This is a genomic window from Carnobacterium gallinarum DSM 4847, from assembly GCF_000744375.1.
Taxonomy (GTDB): domain Bacteria; phylum Bacillota; class Bacilli; order Lactobacillales; family Carnobacteriaceae; genus Carnobacterium; species Carnobacterium gallinarum.
In genome coordinates, this window is record NZ_JQLU01000004.1 from 267589 (window position 1) to 290791 (window position 23203).

19 protein-coding genes are annotated in these 23203 nt (G+C 34.3%); 15 read left to right on the forward strand and 4 right to left on the reverse strand.

Annotated elements, in window-relative coordinates; genetic code table 11:
• Positions 1–145: 145 nt before the first annotated feature.
• From topA to BR43_RS04045, 7 genes are all read left to right on the forward strand, one after another.
• Positions 146–2224 (forward strand): type I DNA topoisomerase, encoded by a 2079-nt coding sequence (gene topA / locus BR43_RS04015; protein WP_034559735.1) that lies wholly within the window; start codon positions 146–148, stop codon positions 2222–2224.
• 206 nt (positions 2225–2430) lie between these two features.
• Entirely contained in the window at positions 2431–3750 is a 1320-nt protein-coding gene (trmFO, locus tag BR43_RS04020; RefSeq protein WP_034559738.1) for an FADH(2)-oxidizing methylenetetrahydrofolate--tRNA-(uracil(54)-C(5))-methyltransferase TrmFO, read from the forward strand.
• Between the two features lie 66 nt (positions 3751–3816).
• Positions 3817–4716 (forward strand): tyrosine recombinase XerC, encoded by a 900-nt coding sequence (gene xerC / locus BR43_RS04025; protein WP_034559740.1) that lies wholly within the window; start codon positions 3817–3819, stop codon positions 4714–4716.
• A 45-nt stretch (positions 4717–4761) separates the two neighbouring features.
• Positions 4762–5301 (forward strand): ATP-dependent protease subunit HslV, encoded by a 540-nt coding sequence (hslV, locus tag BR43_RS04030; protein ID WP_034559742.1) that lies wholly within the window; start codon positions 4762–4764, stop codon positions 5299–5301.
• A gap of 18 nt (positions 5302–5319) precedes the next feature.
• Entirely contained in the window at positions 5320–6744 is a 1425-nt protein-coding gene (hslU, locus tag BR43_RS04035) for an ATP-dependent protease ATPase subunit HslU (RefSeq protein ID WP_084679732.1), read from the forward strand.
• Positions 6745–6769: 25 nt separating this feature from the next.
• Positions 6770–7579: a GTP-sensing pleiotropic transcriptional regulator CodY gene (gene codY, locus BR43_RS04040; RefSeq protein ID WP_034559744.1), complete on the forward strand. Its 810-nt coding sequence runs from the start codon at positions 6770–6772 to the stop codon at positions 7577–7579.
• Positions 7580–7675: 96 nt separating this feature from the next.
• Entirely contained in the window at positions 7676–8554 is an 879-nt protein-coding gene (locus tag BR43_RS04045; protein ID WP_034559747.1) for an aldose 1-epimerase family protein, read from the forward strand.
• Between the two features lie 63 nt (positions 8555–8617).
• On the opposite strand, the gene plsY is transcribed toward BR43_RS04045, so the two are convergent.
• Positions 8618–9214, reverse strand: coding sequence for a glycerol-3-phosphate 1-O-acyltransferase PlsY (gene plsY / locus BR43_RS04050; protein WP_211252905.1), 597 nt, complete (start codon positions 9212–9214; stop codon positions 8618–8620).
• 415 nt (positions 9215–9629) lie between these two features.
• On the opposite strand from plsY, the gene parE reads away from it, so the two are divergent.
• The 8 genes from parE to BR43_RS04090 all read left to right on the forward strand — a co-directional run bounded on the left by parE (position 9630) and on the right by BR43_RS04090 (position 21007).
• Entirely contained in the window at positions 9630–11660 is a 2031-nt protein-coding gene (gene parE, locus BR43_RS04055) for a DNA topoisomerase IV subunit B (RefSeq protein WP_034559751.1), read from the forward strand.
• Positions 11650–14130: a DNA topoisomerase IV subunit A gene (gene parC / locus BR43_RS04060; protein WP_034559756.1), complete on the forward strand. Its 2481-nt coding sequence runs from the start codon at positions 11650–11652 to the stop codon at positions 14128–14130. The genes parE and parC overlap by 11 nt, the downstream gene beginning before the upstream one ends.
• Before the next feature lie 384 nt (positions 14131–14514).
• The gene (gene pflB, locus BR43_RS04065; RefSeq protein ID WP_034559758.1) at positions 14515–16761 is read left to right on the forward strand and encodes a formate C-acetyltransferase; all 2247 of its coding nucleotides are present in this window, start codon (positions 14515–14517) and stop codon (positions 16759–16761) included.
• A 78-nt stretch (positions 16762–16839) separates the two neighbouring features.
• A complete protein-coding gene (gene pflA / locus BR43_RS04070; protein WP_034559760.1) occupies positions 16840–17604 on the forward strand; it encodes a pyruvate formate-lyase-activating protein in 765 nt (254 codons plus the stop codon).
• A 184-nt stretch (positions 17605–17788) separates the two neighbouring features.
• A complete protein-coding gene (locus tag BR43_RS04075; protein WP_034559761.1) occupies positions 17789–18736 on the forward strand; it encodes a LysR family transcriptional regulator in 948 nt (315 codons plus the stop codon).
• Positions 18737–18791: 55 nt separating this feature from the next.
• Positions 18792–19718, forward strand: a complete 927-nt coding sequence (locus BR43_RS04080) for a manganese-dependent inorganic pyrophosphatase (RefSeq protein ID WP_034559763.1) — start codon at positions 18792–18794, stop codon at positions 19716–19718.
• 188 nt (positions 19719–19906) lie between these two features.
• Entirely contained in the window at positions 19907–20428 is a 522-nt protein-coding gene (locus tag BR43_RS04085) for a kinase (protein ID WP_034559765.1), read from the forward strand.
• A 3-nt stretch (positions 20429–20431) separates the two neighbouring features.
• On the forward strand, positions 20432–21007 hold the full coding sequence (locus BR43_RS04090; protein ID WP_034559768.1) for a hypothetical protein: 576 nt from the start codon (positions 20432–20434) through the stop codon (positions 21005–21007).
• 498 nt (positions 21008–21505) lie between these two features.
• Here BR43_RS04090 and BR43_RS04095 read toward each other — a convergent pair whose 3' ends face one another.
• From BR43_RS04095 to BR43_RS04105, 3 genes are all read right to left on the reverse strand, one after another.
• A complete protein-coding gene (locus BR43_RS04095; RefSeq protein WP_051933804.1) occupies positions 21506–21772 on the reverse strand; it encodes a hypothetical protein in 267 nt (88 codons plus the stop codon).
• A gap of 65 nt (positions 21773–21837) precedes the next feature.
• Positions 21838–22416: a hypothetical protein gene (locus BR43_RS04100; RefSeq protein WP_034559769.1), complete on the reverse strand. Its 579-nt coding sequence runs from the start codon at positions 22414–22416 to the stop codon at positions 21838–21840.
• A gap of 124 nt (positions 22417–22540) precedes the next feature.
• Positions 22541–23173 carry a hypothetical protein gene (locus BR43_RS04105; protein ID WP_211252901.1) on the reverse strand — a complete coding sequence of 211 codons (633 nt, stop codon included), beginning with the start codon at positions 23171–23173 and terminating at the stop codon, positions 22541–22543.
• Positions 23174–23203 lie beyond the last annotated feature (30 nt).

Sequence of the window (23203 nt, forward strand, 5' to 3'; positions counted from 1 at the left end):
TTGAACTTTTTCGTTTATCTTCTATTATATATGAACAAGCTTTAGCTACCACAGTTGACAAAGTACCTATAAATGGAATAAGATGATTAACGATTTCAATTAAAAAAGATGAATGTAAAAAAGCTCAGATGAAAGGAGCATTTATTTGGCCTATAAATATTTAGTGATAGTAGAATCACCAGCTAAAGCAAAAACAATTGAAAAGTATTTAGGCAAAAATTACAAAGTTGTTGCTAGTTTAGGACATATTCGTGATCTCCCTAAAAGTAAGATGGGGGTTGATGTGGAAAGTAATTATGAACCACATTATATTTCAATTCGAGGAAAAGGCGACATTATTAAAGACTTAAAAAAACATGCAAAAAAAGCTGAAAAAGTTTTTCTAGCAGCCGATCCAGATAGGGAGGGGGAAGCCATTGCGTGGCATCTCTCTTTCTTGCTCGGTTTGGATATCGAGGATAAAAATCGTGTTGTCTTTAACGAAATAACTAAAGAAGCAGTTAAAGGTGCCTTTAAAGAACCCCGCTCAATCAATATGGACCTAGTTGACTCACAACAAGCACGTCGTATTTTAGATCGTCTTGTTGGGTATACGATTAGCCCAATATTATGGAAAAAAGTAAAAAAAGGATTAAGTGCTGGGCGCGTTCAGTCAGTTGCCTTAAAATTAATCATTGACCGTGAAAATGAAATTACTGCTTTTAAACCAGAAGAATACTGGAGTATTGGCGGAAACTTTAAAAAAGCTGCTAAGAAATTTAAAGCGAATTTTTATGGAATTGATGGCAAAAAAATGGACTTAAAAAATACTGAGGATGTCCAAAAAGTCATTAAAAAAATTAAATCTAAAGATTTTGAAGTAACAAAAGTAACGAAAAAAGAACGGAAACGGAATCCGGCTGTACCTTTTACAACAAGTAGTTTGCAACAAGAAGCGGCTCGTAAATTAAATTTTAGAACCCGTAAAACCATGATGGTTGCTCAACAGTTGTATGAAGGAATTGCTTTGGGACGTGGCGGTTCAGTTGGTTTGATTACCTATATGCGTACAGATTCTACTCGAATTGCGGATAGCGCAAAGGAAGAGGCTGCTGAATTTATTATTAATCAATATGGTAAAGAGTACTCTGCAACGACATTTAAAAAGACTAAAAATGCTCAAGGCTCTCAAGATGCCCATGAAGCGATTCGTCCCTCAAGTGTGCTAAGAACACCAGAAGAAATTGAAAAATATTTAAATAAAGACCAACTGAAGTTGTATAAATTGATTTGGTCGCGTTTAGTAGCAAGTCAAATGACTCCGGCTGTTTTTGATACAATGCGTGTCGATTTGGTACAAAATGGCGTTCAATTTAGAGCAAATGGACAAAAAATTAAGTTTGCAGGATTTACAAAAGTCTATATTGAAGGCAATGATGAAGGAACGGAAGAAAAAGACAATATCTTGCCTGATATGGAGCAAGGAGACATAGTTAAATCTGTTGATATTGAACCAAAACAACACTTTACTCAGCCTCCTGCTCGATTTACAGAAGCAACCTTGATTCGTTCCTTAGAAGAAAATGGTGTTGGGAGACCGTCTACCTATGCACCAACGCTAGAAACAATTCAACGTCGTTACTATGTAAAATTAGAAAGCAAACGTTTTGAACCAACTGAACTTGGTAGCATTGTCAATACGATGATCGTTGAGTTTTTCCCGCAAATTGTCGATATTCATTTTACAGCGGATATGGAACAACAATTGGATTTTGTTGAAGAAGGCAAAGAAAATTGGGTTGATGTTATCGATCGTTTCTATAAACCTTTTGCGATTGAAGTTGCTAAGGCTGAAGAAGGTATTGAAAAAATTCAAATTAAAGATGAGCCAGCGGGATTTGATTGTGAATTATGTGGTCATCCCATGGTGATTAAATTAGGTCGTTATGGCAAATTCTATGCATGTAGCAATTTTCCAGAATGTCGAAATACTAAAGCAATTGTTAAAGAAATTGGCGTAACTTGTCCGGTTTGTAAAGAAGGTCAAGTAATCGAACGCAAATCGAAAAAGAATCGTATTTTTTATGGTTGTGATAAGTATCCAGGATGTGAGTTTGTTTCTTGGGATAAACCAGTTGGACGTGATTGTCCGAAGTGCCAACATTATCTAGTTGAGAAAAAACTAAAAGGTGGCAAACAAGTAATCTGTAGTAGTTGTGATTATAAGGAAGCTGTCCAAAAATAAATACAAAGGCTGACTATGTGCGAACTTTGCATATAGTTAGCTTTTTATTGTTCTTAAATTTCCGCTAAGCTTTTATTTTTTCTCCCTTTTAGATTTAACTTTTATGCAAACAAGTGTATAATTATATCTAATAGAAAACGCTAACTAAACAATGTAAGGAACCTCCAAATAGAGACTGCGTTTTTAGAAAGAAGGGGATAATTTAAATGGAAAATCAACAATTTGTCAATGTAATTGGTGCAGGGCTAGCAGGTAGTGAAGCAGCTTTTCAAATTGCCGAAAGAGGTGTACAGGTACATCTATATGAAATGCGCCCTGTAAGAAATACTGAAGCGCACCATAGCCCTAACTTTGCTGAACTTGTATGTACAAACTCATTAAGAGCTAATCAGGTAACAAATGCAGCCGGTTTATTAAAAGAAGAAATGCGTCAATTTCATTCACTTATTATCGCCGAAGCAGATGCAACAGCGATTCCAGCTGGAGGAGCATTAGCTGTAGACCGAGAATCATTTTCTGGGAATATTACAAAGCGCTTAAAAAATCATCCTAATATTACGGTTTATTCAGAAGAGGTCACCTCGTTACCGGAAGGACCGACAATTATTGCGACAGGTCCGTTAACTTCTGAGGCTTTAGCTAAGGAAATTTCTGATTTTACAGAGTCAGATGGCCTTTACTTTTATGATGCAGCTGCCCCAATTATCGATAAAAATTCAATTGATATGGACAAAGTGTATTTAAAGTCTCGTTATGATAAAGGAGAAGCCGCCTATTTAAATTGCCCGATGAATGAGACTGAGTTTAATCGTTTTTATGATGCTCTAGTGGAAGCAGAAGTTGCTCCTTTGAAGTCTTTTGAAAAAGAGAAATTTTTTGAAGGATGCATGCCAATTGAAGTCATGGCGAAGCGTGGTCGTAAGACACTTTTATTTGGACCAATGAAGCCTGTGGGTCTAGAAGATCCTAAAACCAATCGACGTCCTTTTGCTGTTGTTCAATTACGCCAAGATGATGCAGCTGGTTCACTATATAATTTAGTTGGTTTTCAAACTCATTTGAAATGGGGAGAACAAAAGCGATTATTGCAGTTAATTCCTGGATTAGAAAACGCTGAAATTGTTCGTTATGGTGTGATGCATCGAAATACATTTATGAAATCACCTGATTTGCTAGAAGCTACTTATCAATCGAAGAAGCGCCCTGATTTATTTTTTGCTGGTCAAATGACAGGTGTTGAAGGGTATGTTGAAAGTGCAGCTAGTGGATTGTTAGCTGGAATTAATGCGGCCCGACTTGTTAAAGGTGAAGAATTGCTAATCTTATCAGATGAAACAGCAATGGGTAGTATGGCTTATTATATTACACATGCAGATGCTCGCTACTTCCAACCAATGAATGCGAATTTCGGATTATTTCCACCGTTACGTGAACCAATTCGTGACAAATCTTTGAGAAATGCGGAATATGCTAAGCGTTCTTTGGAAGTTTTATCGAATTTAGAGAAAATTCACTCAATTCAATAATCTATTGATTGTATTCTTCCTGCTGATATGATAAAGTAATTTTGTCTATGAGTAGGAGGGATTTTTTTGAAGGAATTACAATGGAAAGAGACCTTTTTGCAGTATTTGATTGTAGAACGGCACTACTCTGAATTAACTAAAAAAGCCTATGATGAAGATATCGCTGATTTTTCTGAATTTTTAGTGGAAACTGGTGATGCATCTTTTTTAAAAGTAGAGTTGCCAGATGTTCGGATTTATTTAGGAAGATTGAATGAGAAACAATTTAGTCGAAATACTATTTCTCGCAAAATTTCTAGTTTACGGGCGTTTTATCAATTTCTCTTAAAAAATGAAGTTATGGCAGATAATCCTTTTTCGTATGTTAATTTGAAGAAAAAAGCTTTACGATTGCCACGTTTTTTTTATGAAAAAGAAATGGATGCACTTTTTGCTGCAGTTAAAGGTGATGAACCGTTAGATATTCGTAATGAAGCTCTCTTAGAAGTTTTGTATGGTACGGGAATTCGGGTGACGGAGTGTCGCAATATTCAGATACAGGATATTGATTTTGAATTAGGAGTATTATTGGTTCATGGAAAAGGGAACAAGGAAAGATATGTACCTTTTGGTCATTATGCTGCTGTTGCTATGCAAAATTATCTGAAGTTAAGTCGTCAAGTGTTAATGGATAAATATCATAAAAATCATGATTATTTATTTATCAATCATTATGGTGCTCAAATAACAGCAACTGGAATTGAATATGTACTCAATCAAGTGATTAAAAAAAGTAGTCTAACATCTGAAATAAACCCTCATATGCTGCGTCATACGTTTGCAACTCATTTATTGAATAATGGTGCTGATATGCGGACTGTGCAGGAATTATTGGGACATGCAAGTTTATCTTCAACACAGATATATGCTCATGTAACTAAAGAGCATTTGCAAAAAGATTATCGAGCGTTTCATCCACGAGCGTAAAATACAAGAGGAAGAAGCCCGTAAAAAAAGCAGGAGGAAAGAATTATGACAACATTTCATGCAACAACGATATTTGCTATTAACCATAATGGAAAGTCTGCAATGGCTGGAGATGGTCAAGTTACAATGGGTGAATCGGTAATTATGAAGGGAACTGCGCGAAAAGTTCGTCGCATTTATAACGGTGAAGTTTTAGTAGGATTTGCAGGAAGCGTAGCAGATGCCTTTACCTTGGAAGAAAAATTTGAAGGCAAGTTAAACGAATACAAAGGCAACTTGAAACGTGCTGCTGTTGAGTTAGCTCAGGAATGGCGTACAGATCGTGCAATGCAAAAATTAGAAGCTTTACTGATTGTGATGAACAAAGACGAGATGCTAATGGTAAGTGGTGGTGGTGAAGTCATTGAACCAGATGATGGTATCTTAGCAATCGGTTCAGGAGGCAATTATGCATTATCTGCTGGTCGTGCCTTAAAGAAACATGGACAACATTTGTCTGCCAAAGAAATTGCCAAGGAAAGTTTGACAGTTGCAGCAGATATTTGTGTCTTTACGAATCATAATATTATCGTTGAAGAATTATAAAAAGGAAGTGCTAATGTAATGATGAATGCAAATATGCAAATGACTCCAAAAGAAATTGTAGCAGAGTTAGATAAATATATTATCGGACAACAGCAAGCCAAAAAATCTGTAGCTGTGGCTTTACGTAATCGTTATCGCCGGATGCAATTGGATGAAGAGATGCAACGTGAAGTTACGCCTAAGAATATGTTGATGATTGGTCCAACAGGTGTAGGGAAAACTGAAATTGCTCGTCGATTAGCACAATTAGTCAATGCTCCTTTTTTGAAAGTTGAAGCGACTAAATTTACAGAAGTTGGTTATGTTGGACGTGATGTAGAATCAATGGTACGCGACTTAGTTGAAAATGCAATTCAAATCGTTGAAAAACAACAATATTCGGCTGTTTATTTAAAAGCTGAAAAAAATGCAGTTGATCATTTGGCTAAATTATTGGTACCAGGGATAAAAAAAGAGAAGAAAAAAGCGGAATCAACGAATCCATTTGAAAGTATGATGCACAATATGGGCATGAATATGGATCAAATGAATGGAGCTGAACTAGAAGAAGAAGTGACTGAACAGATTTCAACAAATCGTGAAGTAATTAAGCAGCAGATTCGAGATGGGTTACTTGACCAACGTGAATTAACTGTTGAGCTTGAAGAACGTAAAAAAACAGTGAATTCTCCAATGAATGCTGGTTTAGAGCAAATGGGAATTGATCTAAATGATACTTTAGGTGCATTAACACCGAAACGTAAAGTAAAACGCACCGTGACTGTAAAAGAAGCATTAGAATTGTTTATTCAAGAAGAATCAGAGAAATTAGTGAATCCTGAAGATCTTCATTCTGAAGCAATTCGTTTGGCACAAAATACTGGAATTATTTTTATTGATGAAATTGATAAAATTACGTCTAAATCAGGTGGTCAAAGTGGAGAAGTTTCTCGTGAAGGTGTTCAACGTGATATTTTGCCAATCGTTGAAGGATCATCTGTTAGTACAAAGTATGGTGTGATTCAAACAGATCATATTCTATTTGTAGCTTCAGGAGCATTCCATGTGTCTAAACCGAGTGATTTAATTCCTGAATTGCAAGGACGTTTCCCGATTCGTGTTGAATTAGATGACTTAGATGCCCAAGATTTTGTCAAAATTTTGACAGAACCAAATAATGCTTTAATTAAGCAATATGTAGCAATGCTAGGCACTGAGAATATTGATGTTACCTTTACTTTTGAAGCGATTGAACGCTTAGCTGAAATTGCTTATCAAGTCAATCATGAAACAGATAATATTGGAGCTCGCCGTCTTCATACAATTCTAGAAAAATTGTTGGAAGATTTGTTATTTGAAGCACCAGATATGCACATGGGAGATATTACAATTACTGAAAGCTATGTAAATGAAAAAATAGCACATATTGTAGCGGATAAAGATTTAAGTCGCTATATTTTATAAGTTTAACTGATGGAGGAATAGCATAATGAATGAATTACTTTTAAAAATGCGTCAAATCAATAGTATGTTACAACAAGAAGGTGGATTTGACTCTACCAAGGTGGCGAAAGCTGGGGAGCTTCCATTTAATAAGATGGTAGAAGTTTTGGGGGATTCATTGGATGCGAATACCTATTTAATTAGTGAAAGCGGAATTTTACTAGGTTTCAATGAAAAGCATGGCATGAATAATGAGCGTGTTAAACAAATGTTGCAAGATAAAAAATTTCCACAAGATTATACAAGAAGTATGCTGAGTATTACCGAAACAAAAGCAAATATTGGAATTGAAAGTGATTATACTGCTTTTCCAGTTGAAAATCGAGATTTATTCGCAGAAGGGTTAACTACTTTAGTTCCTATTTATGGAGCAGGTGAACGCTTAGGGACGATTATATTGGGACGAATTACCCGCGAATTTACAGATAGCGACTTAATTTTGACTGAGTATAGTGCAACGATTGTAGGGATGGAAATCCTTTATCAAAAATCAAATCAAATTGAAGAAGAAACAAGAAGTTTAGCTATTGTTCAAATGGCGATTAAAACCTTATCTTACAGTGAATTGAAGGCTGTTAAAGCAATCTTTGAGGAATTAGATGGAACAGAGGGGCGTTTAGTTGCTTCAACAATTGCAGATAAAATTGGGATTACACGTTCCGTGATTGTGAATGCTCTTAGAAAATTAGAATCAGGTGGTATTATTGACTCTAGGTCCTTGGGGATGAAAGGAACTTATATTCGAGTGAATAATCCTAAGTTTATTACGGAACTTGCACGAGAACAAGTCTATTAATAGTAGAAAAAGTTATCTCAAGTCACTTATATTGAGGTAGCTTTTTCATTAGTTTAGTGGGTTAATTTTAGTTAAATGGAAAAGGGGGAATAGAGAATGACGATTCAACTTGAAAATGAAAAATTAGTTGTAGTTGTTTTAGAAAAAGGAGCCGAATTGGCTAGTATTAAAAGTAAAGAAACTGGTATTGAATATTTATGGCAAGCTGATCCAGCCTATTGGGGTCGTCATGCGCCTGTATTATTCCCGATTGTCGGACGTTTAAAAGAGGATCAATATCAATTAGAGGGAAAAACTTATGCAATGGGGCAGCACGGGTTTGCTCGTGATGAAGCATTTGAAGTAGTGGAGCAGAGTGAAACGTCTGTGACTTTAGCTTTAACATCAACTGAAGAAACAAAGGTGAACTATCCATACGATTTTCGTCTATTTATTCGTTATACGTTAACGGAGAACACTGTTAAAACTCATTATAAGGTTGAAAATCCAAGTTCAGCAACAGATATGTATTTTTCAATTGGTGCACACCCAGGATTTAATGTGCCTTTGACAGAGGATACGGTCTTTGAAGATTATTTCTTTAGTTTCTCTCCACGTAAAACGCGAACAACAATTCCTTTACAAGGCGCTTATTTAAATACGCCAGCAAAAACACTAGCTCAAACCAATACAGATATTGCTTTAAGTCGTCATTTATTTGATAATGATGCCTTAATCTATGAAGTAAAAGGTGAAAATATTTTTACGATTCAATCTGAGAAAAATAACTATGCTGTTTCAGTAAAATTCACTGATTTTCCATATGTTGGAATTTGGTCGCCACCTAAGACTGATGCGCCATTTGTTTGTATTGAACCGTGGTTTGGAATTGCGGATGCTCTTGATGCAACAGGCAATTTAAAAGAAAAATTAGGGATTCGTGTATTAACACCGCAAGAAGAATTTCAAGCGGAATTCGATATTACTGTTCGTTAACTAAAAAACATCTGAAATCCATGTTTAGCTCGTTGGATTTCAGATGTTTCTTAATTTTCAGTGTTATTTATTCGTTTTCTCTTTTTTGTAGCCTAATCCAAAAGGAACTTTATTTTCAGTGCCATCTATTATTCGGGTAATATTTGCTCGATGTCGATAAATAATAAAGACCATTAAGATACAAGCGATTATTGTTAGTATGGGATCGTGATAATACCAACTTGTTGGTGCTACGATTAGCATTGCAATAATGCTAGCCAAACTGACCATTCTGGTAATGTAAATCAGTGAGACGAATAAAATCGCACAAAAGACAAAGAATTGAGGATTGTAAGCCAATAAAGCACCTGCACTAGTTGCAACAGCTTTACCACCTTTAAATTGAGCGAAAATAGGATACGTATGTCCGATGATTGCTCCTAACCCAATTGCTAAGGCGTTGACATCACTGTGAAAGAATAGCGGCAAGCTAGCAGCTAAGGTTCCTTTGAGAATGTCCATCAACAATACAACGGTTCCAGCTTTTTTTCCTAGAACACGATATGTATTCGTTGTTCCTGAATTTCCGCTGCCAAAATTACGAATATCTTTATGATAAAATAATTTACCAATCCAAACACCAGACGGAATTGATCCTAGCAAATAAGCAATTACTAGCATGATACTAATTTTTAGCAAATAAAATCGCTCCTAATCTATCAAAAAATCTGTTCGCCATATTTTAGCATTTTCCAGGAACGATGGCTAGTCCTTTGGAAAATATTATCGCTAAAGCCTGATTTTAGTAAGAGCTTATTTGCTAGAAAGCTCTAGAATTTAGTATAGAGCAAAGATATTACTAGAACTTTTAGGATAAAAAATGGTATTATAGCCAATACAGACAATCTTTGCGTTGACGAGTTTACTTTTGTATCAAAATAAAAGAATTTATCCAGTCGGAAAGCGACTTTTGTAAGGAAAAAAAACTTTTTCTATGCAAAATGTCCTTTTAGACTTTTCATTATTTGCAAGATAGAGTATCATTGTATAGATGCGCGAACTATTAGCGCTAGTTATGGTCTAAGGAGTTTTGAAGATGCCGAAAAAAGTAAATATGGAATATAATGATGAAGCTATCCAAGTTCTTGAGGGACTTGAAGCTGTAAGAAAGCGTCCAGGAATGTATATTGGTTCAACGGATAGCCGTGGATTACATCACTTAGTCTATGAAATTGTTGATAATTCTGTTGATGAAGCTTTGTCAGGTTATGGAACAGAAATTACAGTCACATTACACAAAGATAATAGTATTAGCGTAAAGGATAACGGTCGCGGAATGCCAGTTGGAATGCACGCTTCAGGAATCCCAACTGTACAAGTTATTTTTACTGTGCTTCATGCTGGAGGTAAATTTGGTCAAGGTGGCTATAAAACTTCAGGGGGACTACATGGTGTTGGTGCCAGTGTTGTAAATGCATTATCTGAATGGTTGATAGTTGAAATCGTCCGTGACGGCGTTTTATATGAACAACGATTTAAAAATGGTGGAATTCCAGCTGATACACTAAAAAAGGTGAAGAATACCAAAGAAAAAAATGGGACAACGGTACATTTTAAGCCGGATACTACAATCTTTTCAACCATTAATTATTCCTATGATATTTTGTCTGAACGCTTAAGAGAATCAGCTTTTCTATTAAAAGGATTAAAAATTGAGTTAATTGATGAACGTACAGATAAACACGAAATTTTCCATTACGAAGAAGGAATTAAAGAATTTGTTGAATATTTAAATGAAGAAAAAGATGTGTTAAATCCAGTTGCTTATTTTTCTGGTGAAAACAATCAGATCGAAGTTGAATTTGCTTTTCAATACAATGACGGTTATTCAGAAAATATTCTTTCTTTTGTCAATAACGTCCGAACTAAAGATGGCGGTACTCATGAAGCAGGAATGAAAACATCATTAACGAAAGCCTTTAATGAATATGCTAGAAAATCAAACTTGCTGAAAGAAAAAGATAAGAATTTAGAAGGCAGTGATTTCCGTGAAGGATTAGCTGGAATTATTTCTGTTCGGATTCCAGAAGATTTGCTTCAATTTGAGGGTCAGACGAAAGGGAAACTAGGAACACCACAAGCGCGTGCTGCTGTTGATGCCGTGATTGGGGAGCAACTTGGTTTTTATTTAGTTGAGAATGGTGAAACAAGCCAAATGTTGGTGCGTAAAGCGATTAAAGCGAGAGAAGCGAGAGATGCAGCTCGTAAAGCTCGTGAAGAAAGTCGAAATGGCAAAAAACGCAAAAAGAATGAATCTTTGTTGTCTGGAAAATTGACTCCAGCCCAAAGTCGTAACCCTAAACGAAATGAGATTTATCTAGTCGAAGGAGATTCTGCTGGCGGTTCCGCAAAACAAGGCCGTGATCGAAAATTCCAAGCGATCTTACCGTTACGAGGAAAAGTAATTAATACAGAAAAAGCTAAACTACAAGATATTTTAAAAAATGAAGAAATCAATACGATGATTTATACAATCGGCGCAGGTGTTGGGGCTGAATTTGATATTGAAGACTGTAATTACGATAAAGTTATTATTATGACCGATGCGGATACCGATGGTGCCCATATCCAAGTATTACTATTAACCTTTTTCTATCGTTATATGAAACCTCTGATTGAAGCAGGAAAAGTTTATATTGCTTTACCTCCGCTTTATAAGATTTCTAAAGGTGTTGGGAAAAAAGAAGTCATTGAATATGCTTGGACGGATGATGAATTAGAATCCAAGACTAAAAAAGTTGGGAAAGGTTATATTTTACAACGTTATAAAGGTCTTGGTGAAATGAACGCCGATCAACTTTGGGAAACAACGATGGATCCTGAAACTCGGACGTTAATTCGAGTAAGAATTGACGATGCTGCACAAGCAGAGCGTCGAGTATCTACTTTGATGGGAGATAAAGTAGAACCACGTCGTAAATGGATTGAATCTCATGTTGAGTTTTCATTAGAAGATGGCGGAAGTATTTTAGAAAATAGCCAAATGATGGAAACTACTGGTGAGGGAGACCATATCCAGCAAGTCGAGTTACTAGATACAGAAGGAAGTGTTGAAGATGGAGAATAATAGATCGGATGTTCAAGAACTAACCCTTGAAGAAGTCATGGGAGATCGTTTTGGACGTTATTCTAAATATATTATCCAAGAGCGGGCACTACCAGATATTCGTGATGGACTAAAGCCAGTTCAACGTCGGATTCTGTATGCCATGAATGTTGAAGGAAATACCTCTGAAAAAGGCTTTAGAAAATCAGCCAAAACTGTCGGAAATGTAATTGGGAATTATCATCCTCATGGAGATTCAAGTGTGTATGAAGCCATGGTTCGGATTAGTCAAGATTGGAAATTACGTGAAGTTTTAGTTGAAATGCATGGAAATAACGGGAGTATGGATGGCGATCCGCCAGCAGCAATGCGTTATACGGAAGCTCGTTTATCTAAAATTTCAGCAGAACTATTGCGTGATATTGAAAAAGAAACGGTTGATTTTGTTCTAAATTTTGATGATACCGATAAAGAACCAACTGTTTTACCAGCGAAGTTCCCTAATTTGCTAGTCAATGGTGCAACAGGGATTTCAGCGGGTTATGCAACTGATATCCCACCACATAATTTAGGTGAAGTGATTAATGCAACAACTCATTTAATCGATCATCCTAATGCTACAGTGAATGAACTAATGGAGTTCATTAAAGGACCAGATTTTCCAACAGGTGGAATTTTACAAGGACTTGATGGAATTCGTCAAGCCTATGAAACTGGAAAAGGAAAAGTAATTGTTCGTTCAAAAACGCATATTGAAGATTTACGTGGTGGCAAACAACAAATTGTGATTACTGAGATTCCTTTTGAAGTCAACAAAGCCGTAATGGTGAAACGGATGGATGAAATTCGTTTAAATAAAAAAATTGATGGAATTGCTGAAGTTCGTGATGAGTCAGATCGTACTGGCTTACAAATCGTAGTTGAATTAAAAAAAGAAGCGAATGCAGAAGGTATTTTAAATTATTTATTGAAAAATACAGACTTGCAAGTTTCTTATAATTTTAACATGGTTGCCATTGATAAAAAACGCCCTGAACAAGTGGGGATTTTGCGGATGTTACGTGCGTATGTGGAGCATCAACAAGAAGTGATTACCCGTCGTACAAAATTCAATCTATACAAAGCTGAATCAAGACAGCATATTGTAGAAGGTTTAATCAAAGCCTTATCTATTCTTGATAAAGTGATTGCTGCAATTCGTAGTAGTAAAGATAAGAAAAATGCCAAAGAGAATTTAATGTCTCAATTTTCATTTACAGAACTTCAAGCAGAAGCGATTGTTTCTTTACAACTGTACCGTTTAACGAATACAGATATTACAGCCTTAGAAAAAGAAGCAAGTGAGTTAGCAACAAGTATTGCTTCTTATCGCAAGATTTTAGATAATCCAAAAGAGATGGCTCGTGTTTTGAAAAAAGAATTGAAAGACATTCAAGAAAAATTCATTACTCCCCGTCGAACTGTGATTCAAAATGCCATTGAAGAATTAAAAATTGATACAGAAGTGTTAGTTTCTCAAGAAGAAGTAATTGTATCGGTTACACGAGAAGGTTACTTGAAACGTAGTAGCTTACGTTCGTACTCTGCTTCTAAACCAGAGGAAATCGGTCTTAAAGAAGGCGATCTACCTATCTTTGTTCAACAAATGAACACGTTAAATCATGTTCTGATGTTTACTAGCAAAGGGAATTTAATTTATCGTCCTGTTCATGAGATTGCAGACTTAAGATGGAAAGACATTGGGGAGCATATTTCACAAACAATTGGCTTAGCTATGGATGAGACTATTATTAAAACAATTGGTTTAGTTGATTATCTGCCCGAGGCGACGTTTACATTTGTTACAAAAGAAGGCATGATTAAACAAACAGCAGTAGCTGATTTTGTGGCAGGACGTGGTTATAAAACGAGAGCGACTGTAGCAATGAAACTTAAACAGGAAAATGACGAACTATTAGATGTTATTTATTCGGTAGAACCAACAACTAAAGATGTCTTTATGGTAACTAATCGTGGTTTTGGTTTGCGTTACTCTTTAAGTGAAGTGCCAATTGTCGGAACGAAAGCAGCCGGAGTTAAAGCAATTAACCTAAAAGAAGGCGATTATGTCGTTAACGGTGTTTTATTAGATCATGACTCAGCGAAGACGAATGTAATGATGCTAACGCAACGTGGTGCTGTTAAAAAGATGAATATTAGTGAGTTTGATTTACTTGGTCGTGCAAAACGTGGTTTATTAGTTCTCAGAGAATTAAAGAAAAATCCACATCGTATGATCTTTATGAAAGAAATCGAACCTGATACAACAATTAAGATTGTGACAACTAAAGGCAAAGAGTTTAGTTTAAATACAGACCACTATCAAGTCAGTGATCGTTATTCAAATGGCTCCTTTATTTTAGATGAAACAACGGATGGGGAACCACAAGATATACAAGTTATTTTACCTTATCCAGTTTTAGTGAAAGAGAATGGATCAGGTAAGGCATAAGTTAAAAGATAAAGACGGCGAACAGCTGTCTTTATCTTTTTTTACATTTAATTCATTATTGAGCATTCAATGTAAAATCTGTACTATTTTCATATAATAAGTTTCATGTTTTATCATCTATTATAGTACAGAGTTAGAGGTTATATTATAACAGAAAAGTTTTTTTAATAAAAAAATGAGGAATTAGATAAAAAATTCACATACTTTAAATGCTTTTAAATAAGCTTTTCAAAGATGTTTTTATGTTTTTTTTATCAGATTGTACAAAAAGTACAATTAAAGTATTTGTTTTTCGAGTAAGACGTGTTATACTGTTTTTGTAAGAACTGTTATACTAATTAAAAGTTCACTAAAAAACATTTACTCGAGGAGGCCCATTTTACTATGGAACAATGGAATGGATTTAAAGGCGACAAATGGCAAAAATCAGTAGACACTCGTGATTTTATTCAAAAAAACTATACTGAGTATAGAGGCGACGACAGCTTTTTAGAGCCAATCGCACCAAGTACAGATAAATTATGGACAAAATTACAAGAATTATTTGAAGTGCAACATGAAAAAGAAGGCGTCTATGACATGGATACAAATATCCCTGCTACGATTACTTCACACGCACCAGGATATTTAATCAAAGAAGAAGAAAAAATCGTTGGTTTACAAACAGATGTACCATTGAAACAAGCATTCATGCCTTTTGGCGGAATCAAAATGGCAAACAATGCATTAACTTCAAATGGTTTTGAAGTTGACGAAAACATGAACTACATCTTTAATGATTTAAGAAAAACACATAACCAAGGTGTATTTGATGCTTATACTGCTGAAATGCGTATGGCTCGTAAAAATAAAATCATTACTGGTCTTCCAGATGCTTATGGTCGTGGCCGTATCATCGGTGATTACCGTCGTATCGCATTATACGGTATTGATTTCTTAATGGCTCAAAAGAAAAAAGATCACGACAACACTGGTAACAAAGTGATGACTGATGATGTTATTCGTTTAAGAGAAGAAATCTCTGAACAATACCGTGCATTAAATGATCTTAAGAAAATGGCTGCTTCATACGGCTTTGATATTTCAAAACCTGCTAAAAATGCACAAGAAGCAATCCAATGGTTATACTTCGGTTACCTAGGTGCAATTAAATCACAAAATGGTGCAGCTATGTCTATCGGACGTATCTCAGCATTCTTAGATGTTTATATCGAACGTGATTTACAAGCTGGTTTAATTACTGAGTTTGATGCACAAGAAATGATCGATCACTTAATCATGAAATTACGTATGGTTAAATTTGCTCGTACGCCTGATTACAATCAATTGTTCTCTGGTTACCCAATTTGGGCTACTTTATCAATTGCTGGTATGGGTCTTGACGGACGTTCAATCGTAACGAAAAATGATTTCCGTATTTTACACACATTAACAAATATGGGACCATCTCCAGAGCCAAACTTAACAGTTCTTTATTCTTCACAATTACCAAAAGGATTCAGAACATTCGCATCTAAAATTGCGAAAGAAAGTTCATCAATCCAATTTGAAAATGATGATTTATTACGCGCTAACTGGGGTTCTGATGATGCAGCAATCGCTTGTTGTGTATCTGCAACAGTTATCGGTAAAGATATGCAGTTCTTTGGTGCTCGTGCGAACTTAGCTAAAGCTGTCCTTTATGCAATCAATGGTGGGGTAGATGAAAAAACTAAAATGCAAGTTGCTCCTAAATTCCGTCCAATGACTGGTGACTCTTTAGATTTCAACGATTTCATGGACAAATACAAAGATATCCTTGATTGGTTAGCTGAATTATACGTGAATACATTAAACGTTATTCACTATATGCATGATAAATATGCTTATGAAGCTCCACAATTAGCTTTAATGGATAGTGATTTAAAACGTACTTTCGCAACTGGTATTGCTGGTATTTCACATGCTGCTGATAGCTTAATGGCTATTAAACATGGTGAAATCGAAGTTATCCGTGACGAAGATGGTATGGCAATTGATTACAAACCAACTAAAGAATTCCCAACTTATGGTAACGATAATGAAGAAGCAGATGCTATGGCAAACTGGATCTTAGAATACTTCATGACTCAAATCAAACGTCAACACACTTACCGTAACTCTCGCCCTACAACTTCACTATTAACAATCACTTCTAACGTGGTTTATGGTAAAGCAACTGGTAACACTCCAGATGGACGTAGAGCTGGTAAACCTCTTGCTCCTGGGGCTAACCCAAGTTATCAAGATGGTAAATTCTTAGGTGAGAAAAATGGGTTATTGGCTTCACTTAACTCAACTGCTCGTTTAGAATATACTTCTGCTTTAGATGGTATTTCTAATACGCAAACAATCAATCCTAATGGTTTAGGTAAAGACGATTCTACAAGAATTGACAACTTACGTAACGTAATGGATGGCTACTTTGATAAAGGTGGTTACCACTTAAACGTGAACGTATTTACAAATGAATTATTATTAGATGCACAAGCACATCCAGAAAAATACCCTAATTTAACAATTCGTGTATCTGGTTATGCAGTTAAGTTCCGTGATTTAAGTCCTGAGCAACAAGCAGACGTTATTTCAAGAACTTCACATGACAGAATGTAATTCATTCATGACGAAGATTTAAAGAAGGAGGGGTGACAATCGTCATCCCTTTTTACTTAAAAAAGGAGAGAAAAAAACATGACAGAATCTGTTGTTGGTAGAATTCATTCTACTGAAAATTTCGGAACAGTTGATGGGCCAGGTGTTCGCTTTGTTGTATTTACCCAAGGTTGTCGTATGAGATGCCAATTTTGCCATAATCCGGATACTTGGAAAATTGGTAGTGGTGGAAGAGAAGTAACGACAGATGAACTGTTAGCAGAAGCCAAAAAATTCCAGTCTTATTGGGGCAAAGATGGTGGAATCACGATTAGTGGTGGTGAACCGCTTCTACAATTAGATTTCTTAACGGATTTATTTAAGAAAGCTAAAGCAGAAGGGATTCATACAACGATTGATACGTGTGGTAAACCATTTACAAGAGAAGAACCTTTCTTTAGTGAGTTCCAAGAACTAATGAAGTATACAGATTTATTATTATTTGATATTAAGCATATTGATGATGCGCAGCACAAAATTTTAACTTCATTAGGAAACGAGAATATTTTAGAAATGGCGAAGTATCTCTCTGAAATTGATAAACCAGTTTGGATTCGTCACGTATTGGTTCCTGAGCGTAGTGACTATGATGAATACTTGATTCGTTTAGATACATTTATTAAAACACTGAATAATGTTAAGAAAGTAGAAGTTTTACCTTATCATAAAATGGGGATTTTTAAATGGGATGAATTAGGTCTTGATTATCCGTTAAAAGGAATTGAACCACCTGCGGATGATCGGGTATTAAATGCTCGTGAACTGCTTCATACAGCGGACTATAATGGTTATAAAGATATGTAATTCAAACTAAGCAGTCACGCTTAGTTTGAATTGATTATTGAGCACATAGATTAGTTTGTTTGTGTAAGAAGATTTCATTATAAGAAATAATTAATGAAAAGAGCAACTTTTGGTTGCTCTTTTTGTATTTATTGACTATCATAGTAATAGCAGAAATTTATAATAAGTAAAGGAGTTATTAAGTATGAAAACAAAATCAGATAATATTTTTTCATCTAAAACATTAAATTATTTTCTACAATTAGCAGAAACTATGAATTATACCCAAGCTGCACAACTTCTAGGTATTACTCAGCCAGCGTTAACACAGCAAATTAAAAAGTTAGAACGTCTTTCTGGTGCGCCACTATTTTATTCTGTTGGAAAGAAACTACATCTTTCAGACGCTGGAAAAACAATGTTGCGGACAACACATGAAGTTTATGATATTTTAAATGCTGCAACAGATGAAATTCAACAAACAACAAGTGCAACAATCGGGAAAATCCGAATTGGTTTACTATCTTCAATTGAAGATAAAGTGTTTACTGATTTTATTATTTCTTATTTTAAAGAAAACCCTGAAGTAGAAGTGACGTTATTAATGTTGCCACGTAATGAAATCTGGGAAAAATTAGAAAATAATCGCATCGATTTAGCTATTATGTATTTACCAGATGAGAGCATTAAAAACTGGAAACCTTACAAATCTAAAAAAATTATGGATGAAGAAATCTTATTTTTACACCATGATGAAGCATTAGATAAGAAAAAGAAAATTAAAATGAAAGACACAACAGCAAAACGTTGGGTTACTTATCCGGATACGTATTATATCAATGAGGTTTTAAAAGAAAGTTTTAAAAATCAAATGGCGGACTTGCCAACGGTAGCTGGGAATTATACGACTCCATCACAGTTATATAAATTTAGTAATGCAACGGAGTGTTATACGGCATTGCCTAATTCATTTATTAAGGCACATGAAAACGAAGCTGAATTAAAGGCAATTCCATTTGAGCCAGCAATTAAGTTTACAATGTCTTTTGTCTTTCGAGCAGATAAAGATCAGATTCCTCGTATTGATAACTTTTTAACTTCATTTGATCAATATATTCAGGAATCAGACTATATTTCGAGATTGAAGTCATAATTTTAATTAAAAAGATGATAAAATTTAATATTAAACTAAAGGAGATTTTTTTATTATGAGTAAAGTACTAATTTTTGGGCATTTAAATCCAGATACGGATGCTATCACGTCTGCAATTTCATATGCATATTTACAAAGACAATTAGGTGTTGATGCTGAAGCTGTGGCTTTAGGAGAAGTTAGTGAGGAAACTGCTTATGCTTTAAATCACTTTAATGTCGCTGCACCTCGTGTAGTTGAGACAGTTGCAAATGAAACCAATCAAGTAATGTTAGTGGATCATAATGAATTTCAACAAAGCGTTTCAGATATTCGTGAGGTAGAAGTATTATCCGTTGTGGACCATCACCGTATCGCAAATTTTGAAACAGCAAATCCGTTGCATTATCGTGCTGAGCCAGTTGGATGCACGAATACGATTATTTTAAAATTATATAAAGAACATCAAATCGAAATTCCAAAAGAGATTGCTGGTTTAATGCTATCTGCTATCGTCTCTGACAGCTTATTATTTAAATCACCTACTTGTACTGCTGAAGATGTAAAAGCTGCTAAAGAGCTTGCTATTCTTGCTGAAGTTGATTTAGATAGCTATGGTTTAGATATGTTGAAAGCTGGAACGAATTTAAGCGATAAAACACCAGAACAATTGTTAAATATGGATGCCAAAAGTTTCCCGATGGGTTCTAAAAACGTACGTGTTGCTCAAGTAAATACAGTCGCAATTGAGGATGTATTTGTCAATCAAGTAGCTATTGAAGCAGAAATTATTAAAGAAATGACTGATAATAGTTATGATTTATTTGTTTTAGTAGTGACCGATATCTTAGATAGCAACTCAATGATTTTAGCATTAGGTGATTCTGTATCAGCAGTTGAAACAGCATTTAATGTTCAATTAGAAAATAACAAAGCTTTATTAAAAGGCGTTGTTTCTCGTAAGAAACAAGTTGTACCGCAATTAACCGAAGCTTTAAACTAAAAAAGTGAGAAAGAGTTCTATCTGATTTTTAGATAGGGCTCTTTTTAGTTTGATTTAGATAAATAACGAGTTGTTTTTTTGCTTGCATCTAAATTGATTTATGCTATCATAAAATTGGTGTATCAATACAATAATCGTAGCTGATTTGTTAGAAATTCTATTAAGAAAATAGGAAGGATGTGTCTATCATGAAAACACAATTGATCTTAATTAGAGGAAATTCTGGAAGCGGGAAAACAACAATTGCTAAAGAACTTCAAAGAAGGTTAGGGCGAGGTACATTGTTAGTTTCTCAAGATGTAGTGAGGCGGGAAATGTTGCGAGTACATGATCAAGCAGGTAATCTATCCATTGAATTAATTCAACAAATTGCTGCTTACGGAAAAGGAAAAGTAGAGTTTGTAATTGTTGAAGGGATTTTACGCACTGAAACGTATCGAGAGATGTTAGATCAGTTGATGAGTTATTTTGACAATGAAGTACTGGTTTACTACTTTGATTTGCCATTTGAAGAGACCGTTAAAAGACATCAAATGCGAGAGATTTCTGGTGATTTTAGTGCGGAACGTATGAAGAAATGGTGGCGGGAGAAAGATTACTTACATATATCCAATGAAACATTGTTTACTCTGGATATGAGCCAAGAAGAATTAGTTGAAAAAATAGTAGTTGATATTGATAAAAGCAGAAAAAATAATAAGGGTGGGTAAAATATGTTTAAGATATCAAATATACTTAAAAGAAAAAAAGTTGCCAGTGAATTAGACTATCAGTATGATTTTATTAAAAACTTAAAAAAATTAGAACAACTAGATGGTGTAAAAAACAACATAAATATGCTAAAGAAACAGAAAATGGAAGAAATACCACGATATTACAGTTGCACAGAGGAAGAATATAATAAAGAAAAAGAAATAGAGGAGATTCCGTTACAAAAAATTGTAGGTATAGTAAGATTCGGTACATACAACACTTGGTATGATGTGTATAAAAGTTACAAAAAGTATAGTAAAAATTTATATAGAAATAATTATTCTGTAGATGGTAAAATCAGAGTATATAAATTAGATAAGTTGATTGATCATGTAGTAAAGGGAGAAATATCTTTTAATAAAATTCTTAGTAAACCAGATTATCAAGATTACCCAAGATTTATTTATATTGTAGAGTTAGATAAGTATTTTGTAAGTGACGATGGTTCGCATCGAACTTTTTTAGCAAAATTAATACCTGGTTCAAAGCTTTATGGGAAAATCGATAAGTATACTAAAGATAGAACAAAAATATAGAAAAATTAAGTGGAATTCATTAAATTAAGTTTAGTTAAGATAACTATATGAGTTTTCTTAACTAATAACTACTTTGTATAATATATATTATGTAAACTAGAATATTAAATCTTAGCAAGGCAGTTTAATGGTGCAACCGCCCTGTTTTGATTTGCGCTAACTTGTTCAATTCATATCGTACCCTTATACTACATATAGCAATACTGTATGGCAAGTGTTTTATATAATCTGATTTAAAAAATAAATTTAAATTCATTTTACCATTTTGTAACACATGAAATGGTTCTAATTTTTTATCACGATTAAGTTTAGCTAAATGAGTATTTTATGCACAACATGCGACTTGTACAAGCCTTTATTCATCTTTATGGTTCATTATTATAATCAATTATCTTTTTGTTAAATTCAACTATTTTTCAATAGTCAAGTTTTTGGCTAAAACCCAACCTCTAAATCCATATGAAGAAGCTATAATGTAATACTTTAAGTTCTCTTTATTTAATTTTGCATCCAGTAGTGCATAGGCCAAGCATGTTTTCTTCCTTCAATTAGCAAATTTTCATTATCTCCAATAAATTTTTCTATTGGCTCTTCAAATAAATCAAGAATAGTACTCCCTAATAATTGATTTTCAAAATGATATGCAAATACATCAGTAAAACACAAACATTCTTCTTTTTCGTTAGGTGTTTGAGTTTTTATATTTATTGTTTGTTCTTTTAGATTTATTTCATAAGAAATAACTTCATTATCATGCATTTTCATTGTGTTACCTCACTTTATAATTAATATTTTGATTCAGGTTGTCTAGGTGGTTGTTTATTCCAGTCCTATTTGTGTCTATGCGGAAAAGTATGTGTTCCGTTGTCAGTATGATTATAGTCTATATCTTCTAATATATCTCCATTTTTATCATAATATCTTCTTTGTTTTACACTACCATCTGGATTTAATAAATCTTGTGATGAATTGGGGTCACCTTCTGATTCCAAACCATTTTTATCTTTACTAAACGGTTGCGTTTTGTGATTTTTACTAGGTTTACCTTCTTCAATTGCTTTTTCAAAATCAGCCTGTTTTTTAGTCTTAGAAACTTGAATACTCAAAAGTTGTTCAGTTAATAGGCTTGCTCCTATAATCGTACTTCCTATATCTTGTGCATTCCTTAAAGCAAATCTACCGCCAAATATTGATGAAGTCGTCCCTACTGCTCCTCTGTTTGGGACAAGTATAATCCCTTTTGATAGTTTCATTATATACCATACTTTTTTTCCGTTATTATCAGCGTATTGTATGTTCGCATTTTTTAATTCATTTAACAATTTGGCTTCATGATCTTTATCTTTTTTCTTTTGATGATCTTTCCATGCGTTATTTATATCTCCCGCCCAATCTAAGTTTAGCCCCATCGTTGAAAAGGTTCCTGCCGTTTAATTCCATGCTTTCCCTTCGGATAAAATAGTGACACCAGCTTCTAAGGTTGACAGTTGTGATTCTAATTCATCAAAAATTTGGGCTAAACAATACTAATTTTTAAACAATTCCAATATCATTTCTCATAGCATTAATCAATTCACGTCGTGCTATTTTGATTGTATTATCATTTGGATCATCTGGTTTCCCCACACTATAACCTGAAATAAAAACATTTTTAATAACAACTTCAAACCTAACAAGGCAATTTTTAACATTCTGCCCTACATAAAGATCAAAAACTGTCTTATCTGATTCAACAAAAGAAACTTTCTCTTTTACCGCTTTGAAGTAATAATCCTTATTCGCAGTAAGTCCTTTTTTAGCATAATTTATATTTGATATTTCAGTTTCAATATCACTTTTTCTATAATAATCAATATCTGGAATGCTTAATTGATTCGTACAATCTTCAAGCTTAAAATCAAGTGAACTAAAAATTGCATCATAACTTTCTAAACTGTAATTTGGTGGATAATTAATGTGCTCAACAATATCATTAGGTGATTCATCAGGATATAAGTTAATAATCGTTATTAGAGACTTATATATATCAGTTAATATATCTCTTTTCGCTTGGTACTCTTTTTGTCTTAATTCTGATTCTTTAACTATTCTAGTACTTCTTTGGGTTATAAGTGCTCCTATTACTATACCTAACACACCTATAGTAGCTACTAACTCATGCGACAAAAAATCCATCCTATCAAGTTTATCCTTATT